The 15325-nt window shown below is 65.8% G+C and carries 14 protein-coding genes; 5 read left to right on the forward strand and 9 right to left on the reverse strand.

Annotation, left to right across the window (positions count from 1 at the left end):
• Positions 1–147 precede the first annotated feature (147 nt).
• The 4 genes from galE to AAFG16_RS05460 form a co-directional block, all read right to left on the reverse strand.
• Entirely contained in the window at positions 148–1140 is a 993-nt protein-coding gene (gene galE, locus AAFG16_RS05445; protein WP_283083856.1) for a UDP-glucose 4-epimerase GalE, read from the reverse strand.
• Positions 1141–1159: 19 nt separating this feature from the next.
• On the reverse strand, positions 1160–1966 hold the full coding sequence (locus tag AAFG16_RS05450; protein ID WP_342737872.1) for a WecB/TagA/CpsF family glycosyltransferase: 807 nt from the start codon (positions 1964–1966) through the stop codon (positions 1160–1162).
• Complete coding sequence (locus AAFG16_RS05455) at positions 1959–4331, reverse strand: exopolysaccharide transport family protein (RefSeq protein ID WP_342737875.1); 2373 nt, start codon at positions 4329–4331, stop codon at positions 1959–1961. The genes AAFG16_RS05450 and AAFG16_RS05455 overlap by 8 nt, the downstream gene beginning before the upstream one ends.
• A gap of 276 nt (positions 4332–4607) precedes the next feature.
• Positions 4608–5402, reverse strand: coding sequence for a methyltransferase (locus tag AAFG16_RS05460; RefSeq protein ID WP_283083859.1), 795 nt, complete (start codon positions 5400–5402; stop codon positions 4608–4610).
• Positions 5403–5797: 395 nt separating this feature from the next.
• Here AAFG16_RS05460 and AAFG16_RS05465 point away from each other — a divergent pair, with 395 nt between their 5' ends.
• Positions 5798–6826: a glycosyltransferase family 2 protein gene (locus AAFG16_RS05465; protein WP_342737878.1), complete on the forward strand. Its 1029-nt coding sequence runs from the start codon at positions 5798–5800 to the stop codon at positions 6824–6826.
• Between the two features lie 12 nt (positions 6827–6838).
• Here AAFG16_RS05465 and AAFG16_RS05470 read toward each other — a convergent pair whose 3' ends face one another.
• A complete protein-coding gene (locus AAFG16_RS05470) occupies positions 6839–7825 on the reverse strand; it encodes a glycosyltransferase (protein WP_283086811.1) in 987 nt (328 codons plus the stop codon).
• 252 nt (positions 7826–8077) lie between these two features.
• Between AAFG16_RS05470 and AAFG16_RS05475 the strand changes: the two genes are divergently transcribed.
• The 4 genes from AAFG16_RS05475 (at position 8078) to AAFG16_RS05490 (ending at position 12748) form a co-directional block, all read left to right on the forward strand.
• Positions 8078–9145: a glycosyltransferase family 1 protein gene (locus AAFG16_RS05475; RefSeq protein WP_283083861.1), complete on the forward strand. Its 1068-nt coding sequence runs from the start codon at positions 8078–8080 to the stop codon at positions 9143–9145.
• 39 nt (positions 9146–9184) lie between these two features.
• A complete protein-coding gene (locus AAFG16_RS05480; RefSeq protein ID WP_283083862.1) occupies positions 9185–10573 on the forward strand; it encodes an O-antigen ligase in 1389 nt (462 codons plus the stop codon).
• A gap of 79 nt (positions 10574–10652) precedes the next feature.
• Positions 10653–11798 (forward strand): GNAT family N-acetyltransferase, encoded by a 1146-nt coding sequence (locus AAFG16_RS05485; RefSeq protein WP_342737881.1) that lies wholly within the window; start codon positions 10653–10655, stop codon positions 11796–11798.
• Positions 11799–11875: 77 nt separating this feature from the next.
• Positions 11876–12748: a class I SAM-dependent methyltransferase gene (locus AAFG16_RS05490; protein ID WP_342737883.1), complete on the forward strand. Its 873-nt coding sequence runs from the start codon at positions 11876–11878 to the stop codon at positions 12746–12748.
• Positions 12749–12752: 4 nt separating this feature from the next.
• Here AAFG16_RS05490 and AAFG16_RS05495 read toward each other — a convergent pair whose 3' ends face one another.
• The 4 genes from AAFG16_RS05495 to AAFG16_RS05510 all read right to left on the reverse strand — a co-directional run bounded on the left by AAFG16_RS05495 (position 12753) and on the right by AAFG16_RS05510 (position 15253).
• Positions 12753–12887 carry a hypothetical protein gene (locus AAFG16_RS05495; protein WP_265441850.1) on the reverse strand — a complete coding sequence of 45 codons (135 nt, stop codon included), beginning with the start codon at positions 12885–12887 and terminating at the stop codon, positions 12753–12755.
• A gap of 129 nt (positions 12888–13016) precedes the next feature.
• Positions 13017–13616 carry an NAD(P)H:quinone oxidoreductase gene (gene wrbA / locus AAFG16_RS05500; RefSeq protein WP_283083865.1) on the reverse strand — a complete coding sequence of 200 codons (600 nt, stop codon included), beginning with the start codon at positions 13614–13616 and terminating at the stop codon, positions 13017–13019.
• Positions 13617–13766: 150 nt separating this feature from the next.
• Positions 13767–14465, reverse strand: coding sequence for a pirin family protein (locus tag AAFG16_RS05505; RefSeq protein ID WP_283083866.1), 699 nt, complete (start codon positions 14463–14465; stop codon positions 13767–13769).
• A 35-nt stretch (positions 14466–14500) separates the two neighbouring features.
• Complete coding sequence (locus tag AAFG16_RS05510) at positions 14501–15253, reverse strand: SDR family oxidoreductase (protein ID WP_342737889.1); 753 nt, start codon at positions 15251–15253, stop codon at positions 14501–14503.
• Positions 15254–15325: the final 72 nt, after the last annotated feature.

Here is a 15325-nt window from a genome sequence, read left to right on the forward strand (position 1 = left end):
TCGCGCATATCGGGCGGGCCATGCATGCCGACATCATCGTCGGCAATGCCTCAATGTGCGGCCGTCGGCGATACGCCAACGGCGGCAATGAACAGGCATTCTAGCCGCTGGGAGGTGCGGCAGGCAAGGTACGGATGTTACGGTTGCTTAACGGGCCCTGAGCGGATGCGCCTTCTGGTGCCAGGCCCAGGCGGTGCGGATCACCGTCGGCAGGTCGGAGTGACGCGGCACGAAATTCAGGACTTTTCGCGCAGCGGAGGGGTCGGCGACCAGATAGGTGGGATCGCCGGCGCGGCGCGGCTTGACCGTGTGCGGCACCTCGCGCCCGGTCTCCTTCTTGATAGCGTCGAGGATCTCGCGCACCGAGAAGCCGGCGCCGGTGCCGAGATTGAAGCTGCCGCCGGCATGCCCCTGTTCCAGCAACTTCAGGGCGGCGAGATGCGCCGCCGCGAGATCGGTGACATGGATGTAGTCGCGGATCGCGGTGCCGTCGGGGGTGTCGTAGTCGTCGCCGAACACGGCGAAGTCGACATGGCCCTGGAGCGCCATCATGGCGCGCGGAATGAGGTGAGTCTCGTTGTCGCGCAGCTCACCGATGCCGCCGGCCGGATCGGCGCCGCTGGCGTTGAAATAGCGCAGGCAGAACGCACCAAAGCCGTAGGCAGCGCGATAATCGGCGAGCATGCGCTCGATCATCCACTTCGATGCACCGTAGGGATTGATCGGCGCGCAGGGAAAGTCTTCCGGCAGCTCCTTGGAATCGGCGTTGCCGTAGACGGCGCCGGTCGAGGAGAACACGATGCGATGACAGCCCGCGTCGCGCATCGCCTGCAGCAGCGACAGCGTGCCCTGGACGTTGTTGATGTAATATTTCTGCGGGTCGGTCATGGACTCGCCGACGAGGCTGGCGGCGGCAAAATGCATCACAGCGGTGACCTTGTGATCGGCAAAGGTGCGCGCCAGCGCCGCTCCGTCGAGCAGATCGCCCGTCACCAGCGGTCCGGCCACGAAATTGCGATGACCTGTCGAGAGATTGTCATAAACGACGGGTTGATAGCCGGCGGCGGCCAGAGCGCGGCAGGCGTGCGAGCCAATATAGCCCGCGCCTCCTGTGACGAGGACGGTCGGTCGGTCGGTCATGTCGTAATCTACTCTTCTCTCAGCGATTGAACGGCCGGTTGCGGCTGAAGAGAAGATAGAGTGCGCGGGGGTTGGTGGTCAAATAGCGCCAGAACAGGCGGCGCGGCTCGAGCAAGGTCCGCCAGGCCCATTCGAGCCCGATCTTCTGCATCCAGACCGGCGCGCGCGCGCGGCTGCCCGACAGGAAGTTGAACAGGCCGCCGGATGTCTTGATAACGCCAACATTGGTGAGATGCGGCGTGAATTCCTCGACGAATGCCTGCTCGTTGGGCACGCCCAGCGCGAGCCACAGATAATCCGGCGCGAGCGCGTTGATCTCGTCGACCTTCGCGCGTAGCGCCTCGCCTCTGAGATAGCCGTGGCTGCGCCCGATGATCTTGAGCTCCGGATACATCTTCTGGACGTTCTCGACGGCGGCGAGGTTCTCGGCCTCGCTGGCGCCGAACATGTAGAAGGTGCGGCCCACAGCTTCCGCTTTGCGGGCGACGACATGGAACAGGTCCGTGGTCGAGACGCGCTCGGGCAGCGGAAACCAGGATTGCAGCTTCGAGGCCGTCACCAACGGCTGGCCGTCGGCATTGATCATGTCGGCGGCGCGGAACAGGCGCTCGGTCTGCGGCTCGGTCGAGCAGCGCGCCAGCACTTCGCCATTGGCCGAGGTCAGGAACAGCGGACGACCGATGCGCTTGTCGGGATTGGTGGCCTCGATCATGAAGTCGGCGGTCGCTTCCAGGTCGAGCGCGGCCATGCGCAGGCCGCCGACCGTGATGCGCGGCACGTCGGCTGTGGCTGCCCTTCCGTCGAGGTTGACGCGGCGCTCAAGCATATTGTCTGCCTCGCTGGCGCGCTTGGGTTGCGGGGGTGAGCTCGTCGAGCACGACGCCGACGAGCTTGCGCTCGGCGCGGCCGAGCGTGCTCAGGATCTCTTCCAGGCCGTCGTTGATGTCGAGGCTGGTCGGCAGCACTGCCACCAGCGCATCAGTGTCGTCGAGCAGCTTGCGGCTGCCGGCGGTGAGCGGCGTCACGGGGCCGTCGAGGATCACGAGATCATAGCCGCCGGCGGAACGCGCCTGCGCAATCGCCTTGCGGATGGCCTCAGCCGCCTTGCCGGCATCGCCTTCGGCGGCGGGCAGAACCGAGATGCCGTTGACCGTCTTGATCTCGCGCGCGGCCTTGCTGCCGTTCGAGAGCCAGCCGAGCCGGCTCGGCTCGCTCTTGCCGTTACGGTTGACCTTGTTCGAGAGCGAATGTGCCAGATGGTCGGCATCGATCATCAGCACGCGCACGCCGTCGCGCGCGGCCGCGAGGGCGAAATTCAGGGCGGTCACGCTGCGCCCGGTGGTCTCGCCGGCACCGACCAGCGCGATGACCGGCATCGCCTTGCCACCGGCGCGACGGACGGCGGCGGCGCGCATGTCGCGCCAGGCGTTGAGCAGGCTCGTCAGCGGAAAGCCGGGGCGCAGCGTCGGCCAGCCCAGCCGGGTGACATCGACGCCGCCGCCGGAGGCGAGGATGGCGCCGAGCGTGTGAATGACATCGGCCTCCTGGAAGCGTGCGATCAACGGCTTTTCGATCAGGGGCTTTTCGGCCATCGCGGGTTGCAGCGGCGGCGCGGCAAGTTCCGGCAGGGCATGCGCGACCTCGGGAGCTTGCGGGACCGGCTGGGGCGGGGCAGGTTCCGGCGTTCGTGCGACCTGCGGTGCGCGCGCAGTGTCCGGCGCCGGCGTGCGCTGGGGGCGGGCGGGCGTCGGCACGGGTGCGGCCGCGCCGGCGAGCAGAAATTCGGCGGCCACGAACCGGCCCGAGGCCGCGATCGCGCCGAAGATGAAGCCGATCATCGCGAACAGGGTCATCCCCGGCGGGAACGAGCGCCGCTGCGGCACCGTGGCTTCGCCGATAACGCGGGCGGCCGAGGTGTTCAGCGTCTCCTGTTCCTCGGTCTCGCGCGAGCGCTTGAGGAAGGACTGATAGACGTCGCGGCTGGCATCGGCCTCGCGCTCGAGCTCGCGCAGCCGCACTGCGGCCTGGCTGAGCTGGACGCTCTGCCGCTTCTGCGCTTCCAGCGCCCGGTTGAGCGAGGCCTCGTAGTCGCGGGCGCGCGTCAGATCGTTCTTGGCGGACTGGGCGAAGCGGTCGATCTCCTCGTTGATCGTGCGCTTGAGATCTTCGACCTGCTTCTCGGTCTGGCGCAGCGCCGGATGGCGCGGGCCGAGCTCGCCGGCCTGCTCCGCGTATTTCTTGCGGGCGTCGGCATATTGGGCGCGCAGGTTCGCGATGGTCGGCGATTGCAGCGCCTCGGGGATCGCGCCGGCATCCGCTGCCGTGCGCCGGCTGGCCTCGATCTGGTCGAGCCGTGCCTGCGCGTCCATCGTCGCCGCGCGGGCTGCGGACAGCCGCTGGTTGCTGGCGGAGAGCTGCTGGTCGCTGATCAGCGCGTCCTGGGTGCCGACGAAATTGTTCTGGGCCTTGTAGGTGGCGAGCGTGGTTTCGGCGTTGCGCAGCCGATCGCGCAGCTCCTTGAGGCGGCCGGAGAGATCGTTGGTGGCGCGCCGCGCGGCGGAAGCCTGCGAGTTGCGGGATTCCGTGAGGTAGGCGTTGGTCAGCGTGTTGGCGAGCATCGCCGCCTTCGCCGGGTCGGTCGACCAGACCTCGATGTCGACGATGAAGCTCTTCTCGGTCTTGCGGATGGTGATGTGCTTGTTCAGCGCCTCGAGCGCGCCGAGCTGCACTTCCCTGCTGTCCGCGGCCGAGGGCGCGCGGGGCTGAAGGCCGATCAGGCCGAGCAGCGACGACATCAGGCTCTTGCCGTCACTGCCGCCGAACTCCGGATCCTTGTCGAGACCGGCCTGCTGGATCACCTGGAGCAGCACGCTGTTGGACGTGATCAGCCGCGCCTGGCTCTCCACCACCATGGACATGCCGGAGACGTCCTGCGCCCGCGGCGTGAGCTCGCGATCGACCAGTTGAAGTTCGCGCGGATCGACATAGAGCTGGGCGGTGGCGGTGTAACGGGGCGTTATGCTCTTGCCGACGGCGACGGCAAGCGTCGCGCCGAGCAGGGCGGCCGCGGCAATTGCGACCTTTCGGCGCCAGAGCAGATGGGAAAGCTCCAGCACGGTGAAACCGGCCTCCGGCTTCTGCTGCAGAGCCTCCGGCCTGGCGCGATCTATCGGCTGGTTATAGTCAAACATGATCCCCAGCTTCCATTCCAACTGCCGCGGGCTGAGGGGTTACTCTTCGCTTTACGCCACGCACCCGGGAAATAGGTGCCCACTCAACGCAACAGGGAAAATTAACCATACTCATTGAGGGACTATTCACCGAAATGGCAAACAAAGCGTTTAAGCGCATGCCGCTCTTCGACGCGTGACCGTAACGCGGTCTCCGAGAGATTAACGGTTCGTTACCGCGCGCGAGCATGTCGCCAAGCTCTGCTTCTCCCGCGATCGCCTGCGCGCGCATGATTGTCACCTCTTCCGCAGGATGACGTGATAGTCGCCGCGGCGGACATCGGTCCCGCGCGGAAGCACGGCGTTCAGCACGGCGGCGCCGGCATCGACCAGGGTCGCGAACAGCGGCTTGCGCCGGCGCATCTCGGGATAGCGCGGGCTCTCGACCTCACGGCGGTAGATCATCTCGAGCCCGTTGGCGGCGGCGAACGCTTCGAGGCGCGGCAGCGTCACCAGCGGATGGAAGAAGGTCGGGAACGGCGGCTCGCCCGGCAGGCCGGCATCCTTGATGCCGCGGATATTCCGGTAGAACCAGACGTGAAACCAGTGCGGCGAATATTTGGTGACCACGCCGGATAGCGAGCGCGGATTGGGCGCGCCGATCAAGATCATGCCGCCGCGCTTGAGCGCGTCGCGGAAATTCAAAAGCGCGGCGTCGACATGGGGCAGATGCTCGATCACGTTGTAGCAAATCACGAGATCGAAAGTCTCTTTTCCGAAGCGGTAGGTCTGCACGTCGCCGAGGATGGCTTCATCCGCGTAGGTGTTGTTGCGGACCTGGTCCTCGTCGATGTCGACCACGGTGATCCTGCTGCGGCTCAGCAATTCCGGCGGCACGACGCTGCACGAGCCGCCGCCGGCTTCGTAGATCGCGAGCGGGCCCTGCGGCAGCTCGCGGCGCAGCGTGTCCTGCACGGCGAGCAGGCTGTCGCGCGCTTCGCCGGGCACGAGGTCGTGCAGCGCCGGCGCCTGTGCAGCGGCCGCGGAGAGGTGGGTGACTGTCGCGAAATCGATCGTGGCTGGCTTGTTCATTTTTTTCTGACCGCGCTTGTTCTATTCAAATTTACAGGAAAAAACGCGCGAGCCCGAAGAGCAAATCCGATGCCGCGCCGCTTCACGCGTCACGGTGCTTACGTTCGGGTTAATGCGCACTGCCGTTAACTACGGCATTGTTCATGTTGAGCCGTCTTCGCGGCGATGGACCGCGAATTGCAGTACCACGCGCGCATGATTGTGCGCGGGAAACAGGCGGAAGCGGTTAAGTGCATTGGTACGGCGAGATGCGGCTCGGCGCCGTGTTGCGCATCCAGGCCGGGCGTTCATTTTGGGACGTATCCGTACCGCGGCGATGTGCCGTCGCGGGACGGCGCCGATCCCGCGCGATCGAAGCAGGGCTTTTTCAATCTATCTCGGACATCTAGAACGTCATGACATTGATCCCGACTGACCTGTCAGCCACGCGTCTCCAGGATGCCGTGCGCGATCCCAACCGGGAGATCGCGGCGAGCTCCCGCGTCATAGACCTGTCGGTCGGCATCGTCGTCTGCATTCCCTGTTTCCGCCGCCCGCAGCATCTGCGGCTGACGCTGGACTCGCTCGTGAACCAGCGCACGCCGCGCTCCTTTGCCGTCGTCATGGTCGAGAACGATGCCGCGCGGCGCGAGAGCGCGCCGGTCGCGGCGGAGTATCTCGCGGACGGCAGGCTCCAGGGCATCTGCCTCGTCGAGAAGCGGCAGGGCAATTGCCAGGCGATCAACGCCGCGTTCGAGACGGCGCAGGCGCTGTTTCCCGCCGCGACCCGCTTCCTGATGATCGACGACGACGAGATCGCTTCGCCGGACTGGCTGGAGCTGATGGTCCGCACCGCGGAGGCGACCGGCGCCGACGTGGTCGGCGGGCCGGTGCTGCCGGTGTTCGACGACGACAGCAAGCCGTGGCTCGGACGTCATCCCGCCTTCTGTCCTGCCTACGATTACACCGGCGCGGTGCCGCTGATCTATGGCTGCGGCAATTGCCTGATCACGCGGGCTGCGTTCGAGCGGTTCGAGCGTCCCGCCTTCGACCTGCGCTTCAATTTCCTCGGCGGCGGCGATTGCGATTTCTTCGTGCGCTGCCGCGATGCCGGCATGACCTTTCACTGGACCGCGGAAGCGGTCATCACCGAGACCGTGCCGCAGAGCCGCACCAGCTTCGGCTGGATCGCCAGGCGCGGCCTGCGCATCGGCGCGATCAACTACCGTGTGCAGTCCAAGGCCGCGCGGGGCACCGGAGCACGGATTCGGGTATTTGCGCAGATGCTGGCGCGCTTGCCGTTGTCGCTGCTTCGCTCCGCGCGTCTGCTCGCGACATCGAAAGCCGTCGTCGCCGTGCATCCCACGCTGGTCGCGCTCGGCTCCCTGCTCGCGGCGTTCGGCATCGAGCCGAAGCCCTATGAGGCCTCGAAGATTGTGTCCTGATCCCGGTTGGGATCAGATGCCGAAACAGGTGAGGACGACCCGGATCGCCGCGCGCGGCAGCGCCCTGAGCGAGCGCCGGCCGATCATCCCGAGATAGCCCAGCGACTGGCGATATCGGCCGAAGCGCACCGCCTGCATCGCCGAATAGGTGACGAGATGAATCTCGGCGGCCTGGCGCAGCCCGGCCGCGGTGCCCTCCGGCAACCGCGCCAGGATCAGCCCGTCGTCGAAGACGCGCGCGATCGCCGGGAAGAAATCCTGCGGCGTCCGCACCGCCGCGTTCATGGTGTTGGCGGTGTGCACGCGATAGTCGAGCAGCAGCTTTGGCGCGAACTCGAATTCGCCGATCGCCGCGAGGCGGCACCAGCAATGCCAGTCCTCGCAATATCTGAGCGAGGTGTCGAAGCCGCCGATGGCGCGAAAGGCTTCCGCGCGCGCGAGCGCGATGCCGCCATTGACGATGAAGTTGCCGGCCGCGAGCCGCGCCAGCACGTCGCCGGAAGGCTTGCGGCGGCCTTTCAGCAGCTCACGCCGGCCGATCTGCCGTCCCTCGCTGTCGATCGTGTTGTAGTCGCCGTAGACGAGAACCGCGCGCGGAGCGGCGCGCGCCGCCGCCAGCAGGGCCGCGGCCGCGCCGGGCCGCAGGCGGTCGTCGGCATCGAGGAAGAGCAGCCAATCGCCGCTCGCATGGCGCGCGCCGAGATTGCGCGCGGCCGACACGCCGGCGGAATCGTTGGTCATCAGGCGCAGCCGCGGGTCGCGCATGGCGCGGACGATCGCAACCGTGTCGTCCGACGAACCGTCGTCCACGACGATCACCTCGCCGACCTCGCTCTGCGCCAGCGCGCTTACGAGGGTTTCGCCGATATAGGCCGCAACGTTCTTGGCCGGAATGACGACGGACACCGGAGTGGTCGGGCTCGCCGGCAGCGGCAGACGCATCGCCGGAGCGATGCGCGCGGAGGCCGGCAGATCGAGAACGTCTTCGGCGGTGATCAGAGCCACAGCTCGCCTTTAAGGATCCGTTAACCAGGGCGCATCTGCCGAGCCGACATTGCGATCGATCGCAACATTTGGCCCGTCCGCGAATGATACTCGCATTACGGCCAAATCCTTTCCGCAAGGACCGACGTGTCCGCGGTTTTCTCAATTAGCGTTAAGCCGATGGCATTAAGCCTGTGGCAAATTTGGAAGAGTGCGGCAGCCGGTCTCATGCGAAAATGCGCATCTGACTGCTCGCGGATGGATTCAGTGCCCGCAAAGACATTCCACGACGACCCCGATGCCATGGTCCTCAATCTCTTCTACGAGGATAAGGACGATCGCTGGTTTCCCGGCGACCGGCATCTGCGGCGCATGGCGCGCCGCATGCTGCTCGGCGAGCCGCGCATGAGCGGGCAGCTTCGCGTGTTCCTCAATCTCTGCGCGGGGCTCGACCGGCTCGGCATCCGCTACCGCGTCAACGACTACGGCTACATCGCGCAGCATCCGAGCGAGCTCGCCTGCATCATCGGCCGCACCTTCCTGCTCGACAAGTTCGCGTGGAAGAACCCGATCCTGCTCGGCGTCGCCGCGCACAATCATCCGCTCGACGACCCTGATTTGTTCAAGCGCCTGCCGGTGAAGAAGGTGGTGGTGCCAGGCCCGTGGTACGTCGACATGTACCGGCCGTACTGGCCCGACACGGAGGCCTGGCCGGTCGGCATCGACACCGATCTCTGGGCGCCGTCGCCCGCCGTGGACAAGACCGTCGACGTGCTGGTCTACGACAAGGTCCATTGGGACCGCGAGCGCTATGCGCCCGAGCTGATCGAGCCCGTTCGCGCCCGTCTCGCCAAGGAGGGCTGCTCGTTCATCGAGCTGCGTTACGGCAGCTACAAGGAGGAGGACTATCAGGCCGCGCTGGCGCGCTCGCGCGCGATGATCTTCCTGTGCCAGAACGAGAGCCAGGGCATCGCCTATCAGCAGGCGCTGTCCTGCGGCGTGCCGGTGTTCGCCTGGGACCCCGGCGGCCCGTGGCGGGATCCCGAATATTATCCGCACCGCGTCCAGTTCGGACCGGTGTCCTCGGTGCCGTACTGGGACGCGCGTTGCGGCGTAAGGTTCGCCGACATCGCAGGCTTCGAGTCGGGCTGGGACGATTTCTGGGCGGGGTGTGCGGTTGACAGGTTCGATCCGCGCGGCTTCGTGCTCGACAATCTCACGCTGGAGCAGCGCGCACTGCAATATTACGAGATCGCGCAGGGCATCGTGCGGCAGCAGGCGGCGCCGCAGGCCTCACGCCTGGTGGTTGACGGATGCTTAACAGGCATCGGCTAGTACCTGAACTTTTCCGGCTTCATCGATTTGCCTTGAGCCATGGATCGCAGCGCCGCTGACATGACCGACGTCGAGGTCCGATCGCTCGGTCACGCGTTTCGCGATGGGCTTGCGGGGCTGAACGCCGTGCAGGCGGCGCGATGTCTCGTCACGATCGCCGCGCTGCTCCTCGTGCTGGTGACGCTCGATCCGTTTCCCGATTTGCGCAGCGAGGCTGCCACCACCGTCGTCGGCGGACGCATGGCGCTCACTTATATCTCCTGGGCGCTCCTGGCTGCGGTGGCGGTGTTGTTCGTCGCCGCGACGGACGGGCCTTCGCTGAGGAGCCTGGTCACACCGCTGCATCTCTGTCTGGTCGGCTGGCTGTTCGTCAACATCGTCTTCTCCGAGAGCCGCGGCGTGTCGATCCAGCGCTTTGTGCTCGCCGCCAGCGTGACCTCGCTTGCCGTTCTGCTCCCATTGCTGCCGCCGACGCAGGGCAACTTCAACCTGTGCCTCGGCGGGGCCGCGCTCATGCTGCTCGCGCTCTGTTATCTCGGCGTCTTCCTCGCGCCACAATACGCGACCCACACCGCGCTCGACATCACCGAGCCGATGCTGGCCGGCGACTGGCGCGGCAGCTTCGGCCACAAGAACGTCGCTTCGCCGGTGATGACCATCCTGGTCTATGTCGGCATTTACCTCACCGCCGTTGGCTCGTTCGTGATGGGGCCGGCGGTCGCAGTGCTCGCCGGCATCTTCCTGATCTTCACCGGCGGCAAGACCTCGACGGTGCTGTGCCTTGCGATCTATGGCCTCGCATCGCTGGTCTATGTGACGCGGAGCCTGTGGCTGAAACGGATCATCTGCTTCGTGCCGTTGATCGTGATGAACCTCTTGACGGTCGGCAGCGTCTTGAGCCCAGCGCTGGGGACCATGACGCGGCAGCTTCCGCTGGATCCGACCTTCACCGGCCGTTCCGACATCTGGGAGTTCGCGCTCGCGGCCGTCGCCGAAAAGCCGATCATCGGCCACGGTTATGCGGCCTTCTGGGACGACGTGACCGCACGGCAGACCGCCCAGGGCGCCGAATGGGCGACGAGCGCGGCGCACAGCCACAACAGCTATCTCGACCTCGCGGTCACCATCGGCCTGCCGGGACTGTTGCTCGTGATCCTCATCTTCGTGCTCGCGCCGCTCGGCAATTTCCAGTCGGCCCAGGCCTACAGCCGCAGCAGCGCGCTCGCAAAGCTGTTCCTGACCGTGTGGCTGTTCGGTCTCTATTACGGAACCACCGAGACCTTCCTGCTCGAACGGCAGAATCCGATCTGGTTCATGTTCGCGCTTGCGGTCGCGGGCCTGCATTTCCTGGCCAGGTTCCAATGCGTCGATCAGGTGAAATCCGAACGTTGCCAGCTTGTCGCAGTCCGTTTGGTGGGATCGGCTTAACGATACGCAGCGACGTCGCTTGTGGTCTGCGGCAAAACATAATCTATCTGGAAATATTCAGTAATCGTATGTCCCGCGGATGACGTTTCTCAGCGTCGAGCAAGTCAACGGTCAGGTGTCCAGCGCGTCGGGAATCGCGGTCGATTTCGTGCGCGACTGGCGGCAGGCCGCATTGCGCCTCAGCGCAGGCCATCGCACCGCGTTTCAGCATGGCTACTGGCTCGGCGCCTGGTACGAGGCGTTCGGCGGCGTCGCGCCGCTGATCGCAGTGGTCTCCGATGCGGCGACGGGCAGGGACATCGCGGTGGTGCCGCTGGTCAGCCATGTCAGGCGTGGCATTCGCATCGTCGAATTTGCCGATTTCGGCGTCACCGACAACAACGCGCCGATCCTGGCGTCCGATGCCGCGCTGGACGCGGCGGCGATGGATGCGATCGGGGCGGCGCTGGTCGAGGCCTTGTGCGCGCTGCCCGACGGCTTCGACCTGCTGCGCCTGAAGAAGATGCCGGCCCAGGTCGGGGGCAAGGCCAACCCGCTGGTGTCGCTCGGCCGGATCGGCTCAAGCTCGCTCAACGGCAATCTCGTGTTGACCGGCGACGATTACGAGGCGTACCAGGCCTCGATCAAGCGCATGCAGATGCCGCGCTGCTGGCGCGTCTTCAATCGGCACGCGGGCGCACGGTTCGAGATCGCCACGGATGTCGCGCGCGCGCATGAGCTACTGGACGTGATGGATGGCCAGCAGCAGGCGCGCATGCGCAAGCTCGGCTCGCGCTTCGTCCTCAACGACGAGACCCATGCGAAGTTCTATCGCGAGGTCGCGCGCCAGGGTGTTGCGGAAGGTTATGCCGTCATCTCGGCGCTGGTCTGCGACGAGGGCGTCGTCGCCACCACGCTCGGCGTCAGGCATGGCGCGACCTATTTTCTCCTGCGCATCAGCCACGCCGGCCATTCATGGGCGAGCTGCTCGCCGGGTCTGCTCATCACCGAGCGCACCATGGCCGCGCTGCATGCACAGGGCGTGCGCCGCTTCGATCTCAGCATCGGCAATCACGACTACAAGCGCCGCTTCGGCGCGGAGAAGGTGCCGCTGACAGACGTCAGCGTCGCGCTGTCCTGGCGCGGGGCACCTTATGCCTTGCGCGACCATGCCGCGCAGGGCCTGCGCCGCCATCCGAGACTCGCCGCCCTTGCCGCGCGCGCCATGGGCAAGGCTGCAAATTAGCGTGAAGGCCCCGGATTGCGGGGGTCATTCGACGATCGCAATCGTCGTGCTATCGTCGCCCTCTCCCCGGAGGCGACATGGAAGATCGTTCGGCAAAATATCGCGCATTCTATGCGCAGCTGATCTGCGCTGCGGCGAAGGCGGCGGATCCCCGGCTCGAACAGGCCTTTCGGACCGTCAGACGCGAGCCCTTCGCCGGTTCTGGGCCGTGGTCGATCTGTCTCGGCGGTCACCCTTATGTGGTCACACCCGACAATGACCCTGCCTTTCTCTATCAGAACGCGCTTCTTGCACTGGATCCGGAGCGCGGCCTCAATATAGGCATGCCCAGTGCGCATGCTTATTGGCTCAGCGGCTGTGCGGTCAGGGAAGGCGAGACCGTGATCCAGATCGGCGCGGGTAGCGGCTATTACGCCGCGATCCTGACGCATCTCGTCGGTCCCGGCGGCCGGGTCCACGCATATGAGATCGACGAGCGCCTGGCGGCACTCGCGCGCGACAACCTGAAGGACATCGCTCATGTCGATGTGCGGGAACGTTCGGGCATCGCCTCGGACCTGCCCGCAACCGACGTGATTTATGTCTGCGCGGGTGCGGCGCAGCCGGCCACGGAATGGCTTGATGCGCTGCGCCCCGGCGGCCGGCTGGTGTTTCCCCTGGCGCCGGAAGGCATGCTCGGCGGCATGCTGATGATCACGCGCCCGGATGACGGCGCGATCTGGCCGGCGAAATTCCTCAGCCGTGCCCAGTTCATCGGCTGCGCGGGTTTGCAGGATCAAGACGCCGCCCGCCGATTGGCCGAGGCGTTCGCGAAAGGATGGGAAAGCGTGCAGTCGTTGCGGAGGGAGGGCGGTCCCGACGAGACCTGCTGGTTCGCCGGTGAGGGCTGGTGGCTGTCCACGGCGCCGCCGCCAACGCCGACGGATTCAGTTCAGGTGGATATCGCCTAGCCCTTCACGATCCCGTGCATTCCGCGCAGTGCAGCCGGCCGCGCGAGGCGCGGAACAGGCTGCGGCAATACCAGCGCCGTGCCAGCGCCTGGGCGGGCTTGCGGATCATCTGCGCGATCAACAAGAGTTCGAAAGCCATTCGTATCGCTTTTGGTGGAAATGTCCTGCGAACAGAGATGGGGCGGCATCCCCGAATGAGAATGCCGCCCGCGTCGCATCAGCCATGCAATCGGCCGCGCAGCTTAACTGTTCTGCTCAACCATGCAGCTCAGCCATGCAGTTTCTTCGCGGTCTCCGCGATCTGGCGGCCCTGATAGCGCGCGCCGGCAAGCTCGTTGGCGCTGGGTTGGCGGCTGCCGTCGCCGCCGGTGATCGTGGTTGCGCCGTAGGGCGCCCCGCCCGTGACCTCGTCGAGCTTCATCTGGCCGGCAAAGCCGTAGTTCAGGCCGACCACGACCATGCCGAAGTGCAAGAGGTTGGTGATGATCGAGAACAGCGTCGTCTCCTGGCCGCCATGCTGGGTCGCGCTGGACGTGAAGGCACCGCCGACCTTGCCGTGCAGCGCGCCCTTGGCCCACAGCCCGCCGGCCTGGTCCAAGAAGTTCGCCATCTGCGAGGCCATCCGGCCGAAGCGGGTGCCGGTGCCGACGATGATCGCGTCGTAATTGGCGAGGTCCTCGATCTTGGCGATCGGCGCAGCCTGGTCGACCTTGTAGTACGAGGCCTTGGCGACTTCGGCCGGCACCAGCTCCGGCACGCGCTTGACGTCGACGGTGACGCCGGCCTCGCGGGCGCCTTCGGCAACGGCATTCGCCATCGCTTCGATATGGCCGTAGGCGGAATAATAGAGGACGAGAACTTTGGTCATGGTGGTCTCCGTTGGGTGGGTTTGATGTGTTGAGTTGTTTTGTTCGCTGTCATTGCCGGGCTTGACCCGGCAATCCATCGGGCTTGAAAAGCTCCTTGCGAAGGTGATGGATGCCCGGCTCAAGGCCGGGCACGACGAGTTGTTTTGTGGTTACGCCGCGTCGACGAGGACGATCTCCGAATCTTCCAGCGCCGTGATCTTCAGCTTGGCCTCGTCGCGGATCGCGGCGCCGTCGCGGGCGTTGACGCGCACGCCGTTGATCTCGATCGAGCCCGCCGCCGGCACGAGATAAAGATGCCGCGCCGTCTGCGGCGCGTACTCGGCGCTCTCGCCGGCCTTCAGCGTGGTGGCGAGCACCCGCGCATCGGCGCGGATCGGCAGCGCATCCGTGTCGCCTTCGATGCCGCTCGCGATGGTGACGAGCTTGCCGGAGCGATTCGCCTTCGGGAACGGCTTCGAGCCCCAGGTCGGCTGTCCCCCGCGCGCCGTCGGCTCGATCCAGATCTGGAAGATCCGGGTTTGCGTCGGCTCCAGATTGTACTCGGAGTGGCGGATGCCGCTGCCGGCGCTCATCACCTGCACGTCGCCGGCTTCAGTCCGCCCTTCGTTGCCGAGGTTGTCCTGATGGGTGATCGCGCCCTCGCGCACATAGGTGATGATCTCCATGTTGGCGTGAGGATGAGCCGGGAAGCCCGTGTTCGGCGCGATCTCGTCGTCGTTCCACACCCGTAAAGAGCCGTGACCCATGTTGTTCGGGTCGTAATGGCTGGCGAAGGAGAAATGATGCTTGGCCTTGAGCCAGCCGTGGTCGGCGCCGCCGAGCTTGTCGAAAGGTCTGAGTTCGATCATTTGCGTAGTCCTTGGTTTGAACGGGCGGGCGTTGATCAGGCGTTGAAACCGCCATCGACGTTGAGCACGGTGCCGGTGACGAAAGAGGCTTGCGGGCTTGCGAGGAACACGACGCCGGCGGCGACCTCCTCGGGGCGGCCGAAGCGCCGCAGCGCGTGCTGCTTGCGCTGGGTCTCGGCGAACTCGCCGCCGTCCTTCGGATTCATGTCGGTGTCGATCGAGCCGGGCTGCACCACGTTCACGGTGATGCCGCGCGGGCCGAGGTCGCGTGCCGCGCCCTTGGTGTAACCGACCACGGCCGCCTTGGTGGCGACGTAGTCGGCAAGGCCAGGGAACGAGGCGCGGTCGGCGAGCATCGATCCGACCGTCACGATGCGGCCGCCTTCACCCATCAATTGCGAGGCAGCGCGGATCGCCGCGATCACGCCGTGCACGTTGATGCCATCCTGGCGGGCGAACGCTTCGGTGTCGGCCTTGGCATCGTCGATCGCACCACCGGCAGCGACGCCGGCATTGTTGACGAGGATGTCGAGATGGCCGAACTCCTTGGCGACATCATTGACGAGCTGTGTCACGTCCTTGGCGGAAGCCTGGTCCGCCCTGAAGGCGCGGGCCTTCACGCCCTTGGCCTTCAATTCGGCGACGACCGCTTCAGCCTTGTCGGGCGAGGCGACATAGCTGATGGCGACATCCGCGCCTTCATCGGCTAGAGCGCGGGCCGAGGCCGCGCCGATCCCGCGCGAGCCGCCGGTGACGAGGGCAACCTTGCCTGAGAGCTTCTTGGTCATTGGATTTCTCCAGTTCCTGAATGTCTGATGACCCTTGGATAAGCCTCCGCCTGTGGTATAGAAATAGAAACT

It is taken from the genome of Bradyrhizobium sp. B117, from assembly GCF_038969555.1.
Taxonomy (GTDB): domain Bacteria; phylum Pseudomonadota; class Alphaproteobacteria; order Rhizobiales; family Xanthobacteraceae; genus Bradyrhizobium.

Bases quoted from the DNA above. Each gene is read 5' to 3' on its own strand.
- galE (WP_283083856.1), bottom strand. From the start codon at position 1,140: ATGACCGACCGACCGACCGTCCTCGTCACAGGAGGCGCGGGCTATATT.
- AAFG16_RS05450 (WP_342737872.1), bottom strand. From the start codon at position 1,966: ATGCTTGAGCGCCGCGTCAACCTCGACGGAAGGGCAGCCACAGCCGAC.
- AAFG16_RS05455 (WP_342737875.1), bottom strand. From the start codon at position 4,331: ATGTTTGACTATAACCAGCCGATAGATCGCGCCAGGCCGGAGGCTCTG.
- AAFG16_RS05460 (WP_283083859.1), bottom strand. From the start codon at position 5,402: ATGAACAAGCCAGCCACGATCGATTTCGCGACAGTCACCCACCTCTCC.
- AAFG16_RS05465 (WP_342737878.1), top strand. From the start codon at position 5,798: ATGACATTGATCCCGACTGACCTGTCAGCCACGCGTCTCCAGGATGCC.
- AAFG16_RS05480 (WP_283083862.1), top strand. From the start codon at position 9,185: ATGGATCGCAGCGCCGCTGACATGACCGACGTCGAGGTCCGATCGCTC.
- AAFG16_RS05485 (WP_342737881.1), top strand. From the start codon at position 10,653: ATGACGTTTCTCAGCGTCGAGCAAGTCAACGGTCAGGTGTCCAGCGCG.
- AAFG16_RS05490 (WP_342737883.1), top strand. From the start codon at position 11,876: ATGGAAGATCGTTCGGCAAAATATCGCGCATTCTATGCGCAGCTGATC.
- AAFG16_RS05495 (WP_265441850.1), bottom strand. From the start codon at position 12,887: ATGGCTTTCGAACTCTTGTTGATCGCGCAGATGATCCGCAAGCCCGCC.
- wrbA (WP_283083865.1), bottom strand. From the start codon at position 13,616: ATGACCAAAGTTCTCGTCCTCTATTATTCCGCCTACGGCCATATCGAA.
- AAFG16_RS05505 (WP_283083866.1), bottom strand. From the start codon at position 14,465: ATGATCGAACTCAGACCTTTCGACAAGCTCGGCGGCGCCGACCACGGC.
- AAFG16_RS05510 (WP_342737889.1), bottom strand. From the start codon at position 15,253: ATGACCAAGAAGCTCTCAGGCAAGGTTGCCCTCGTCACCGGCGGCTCG.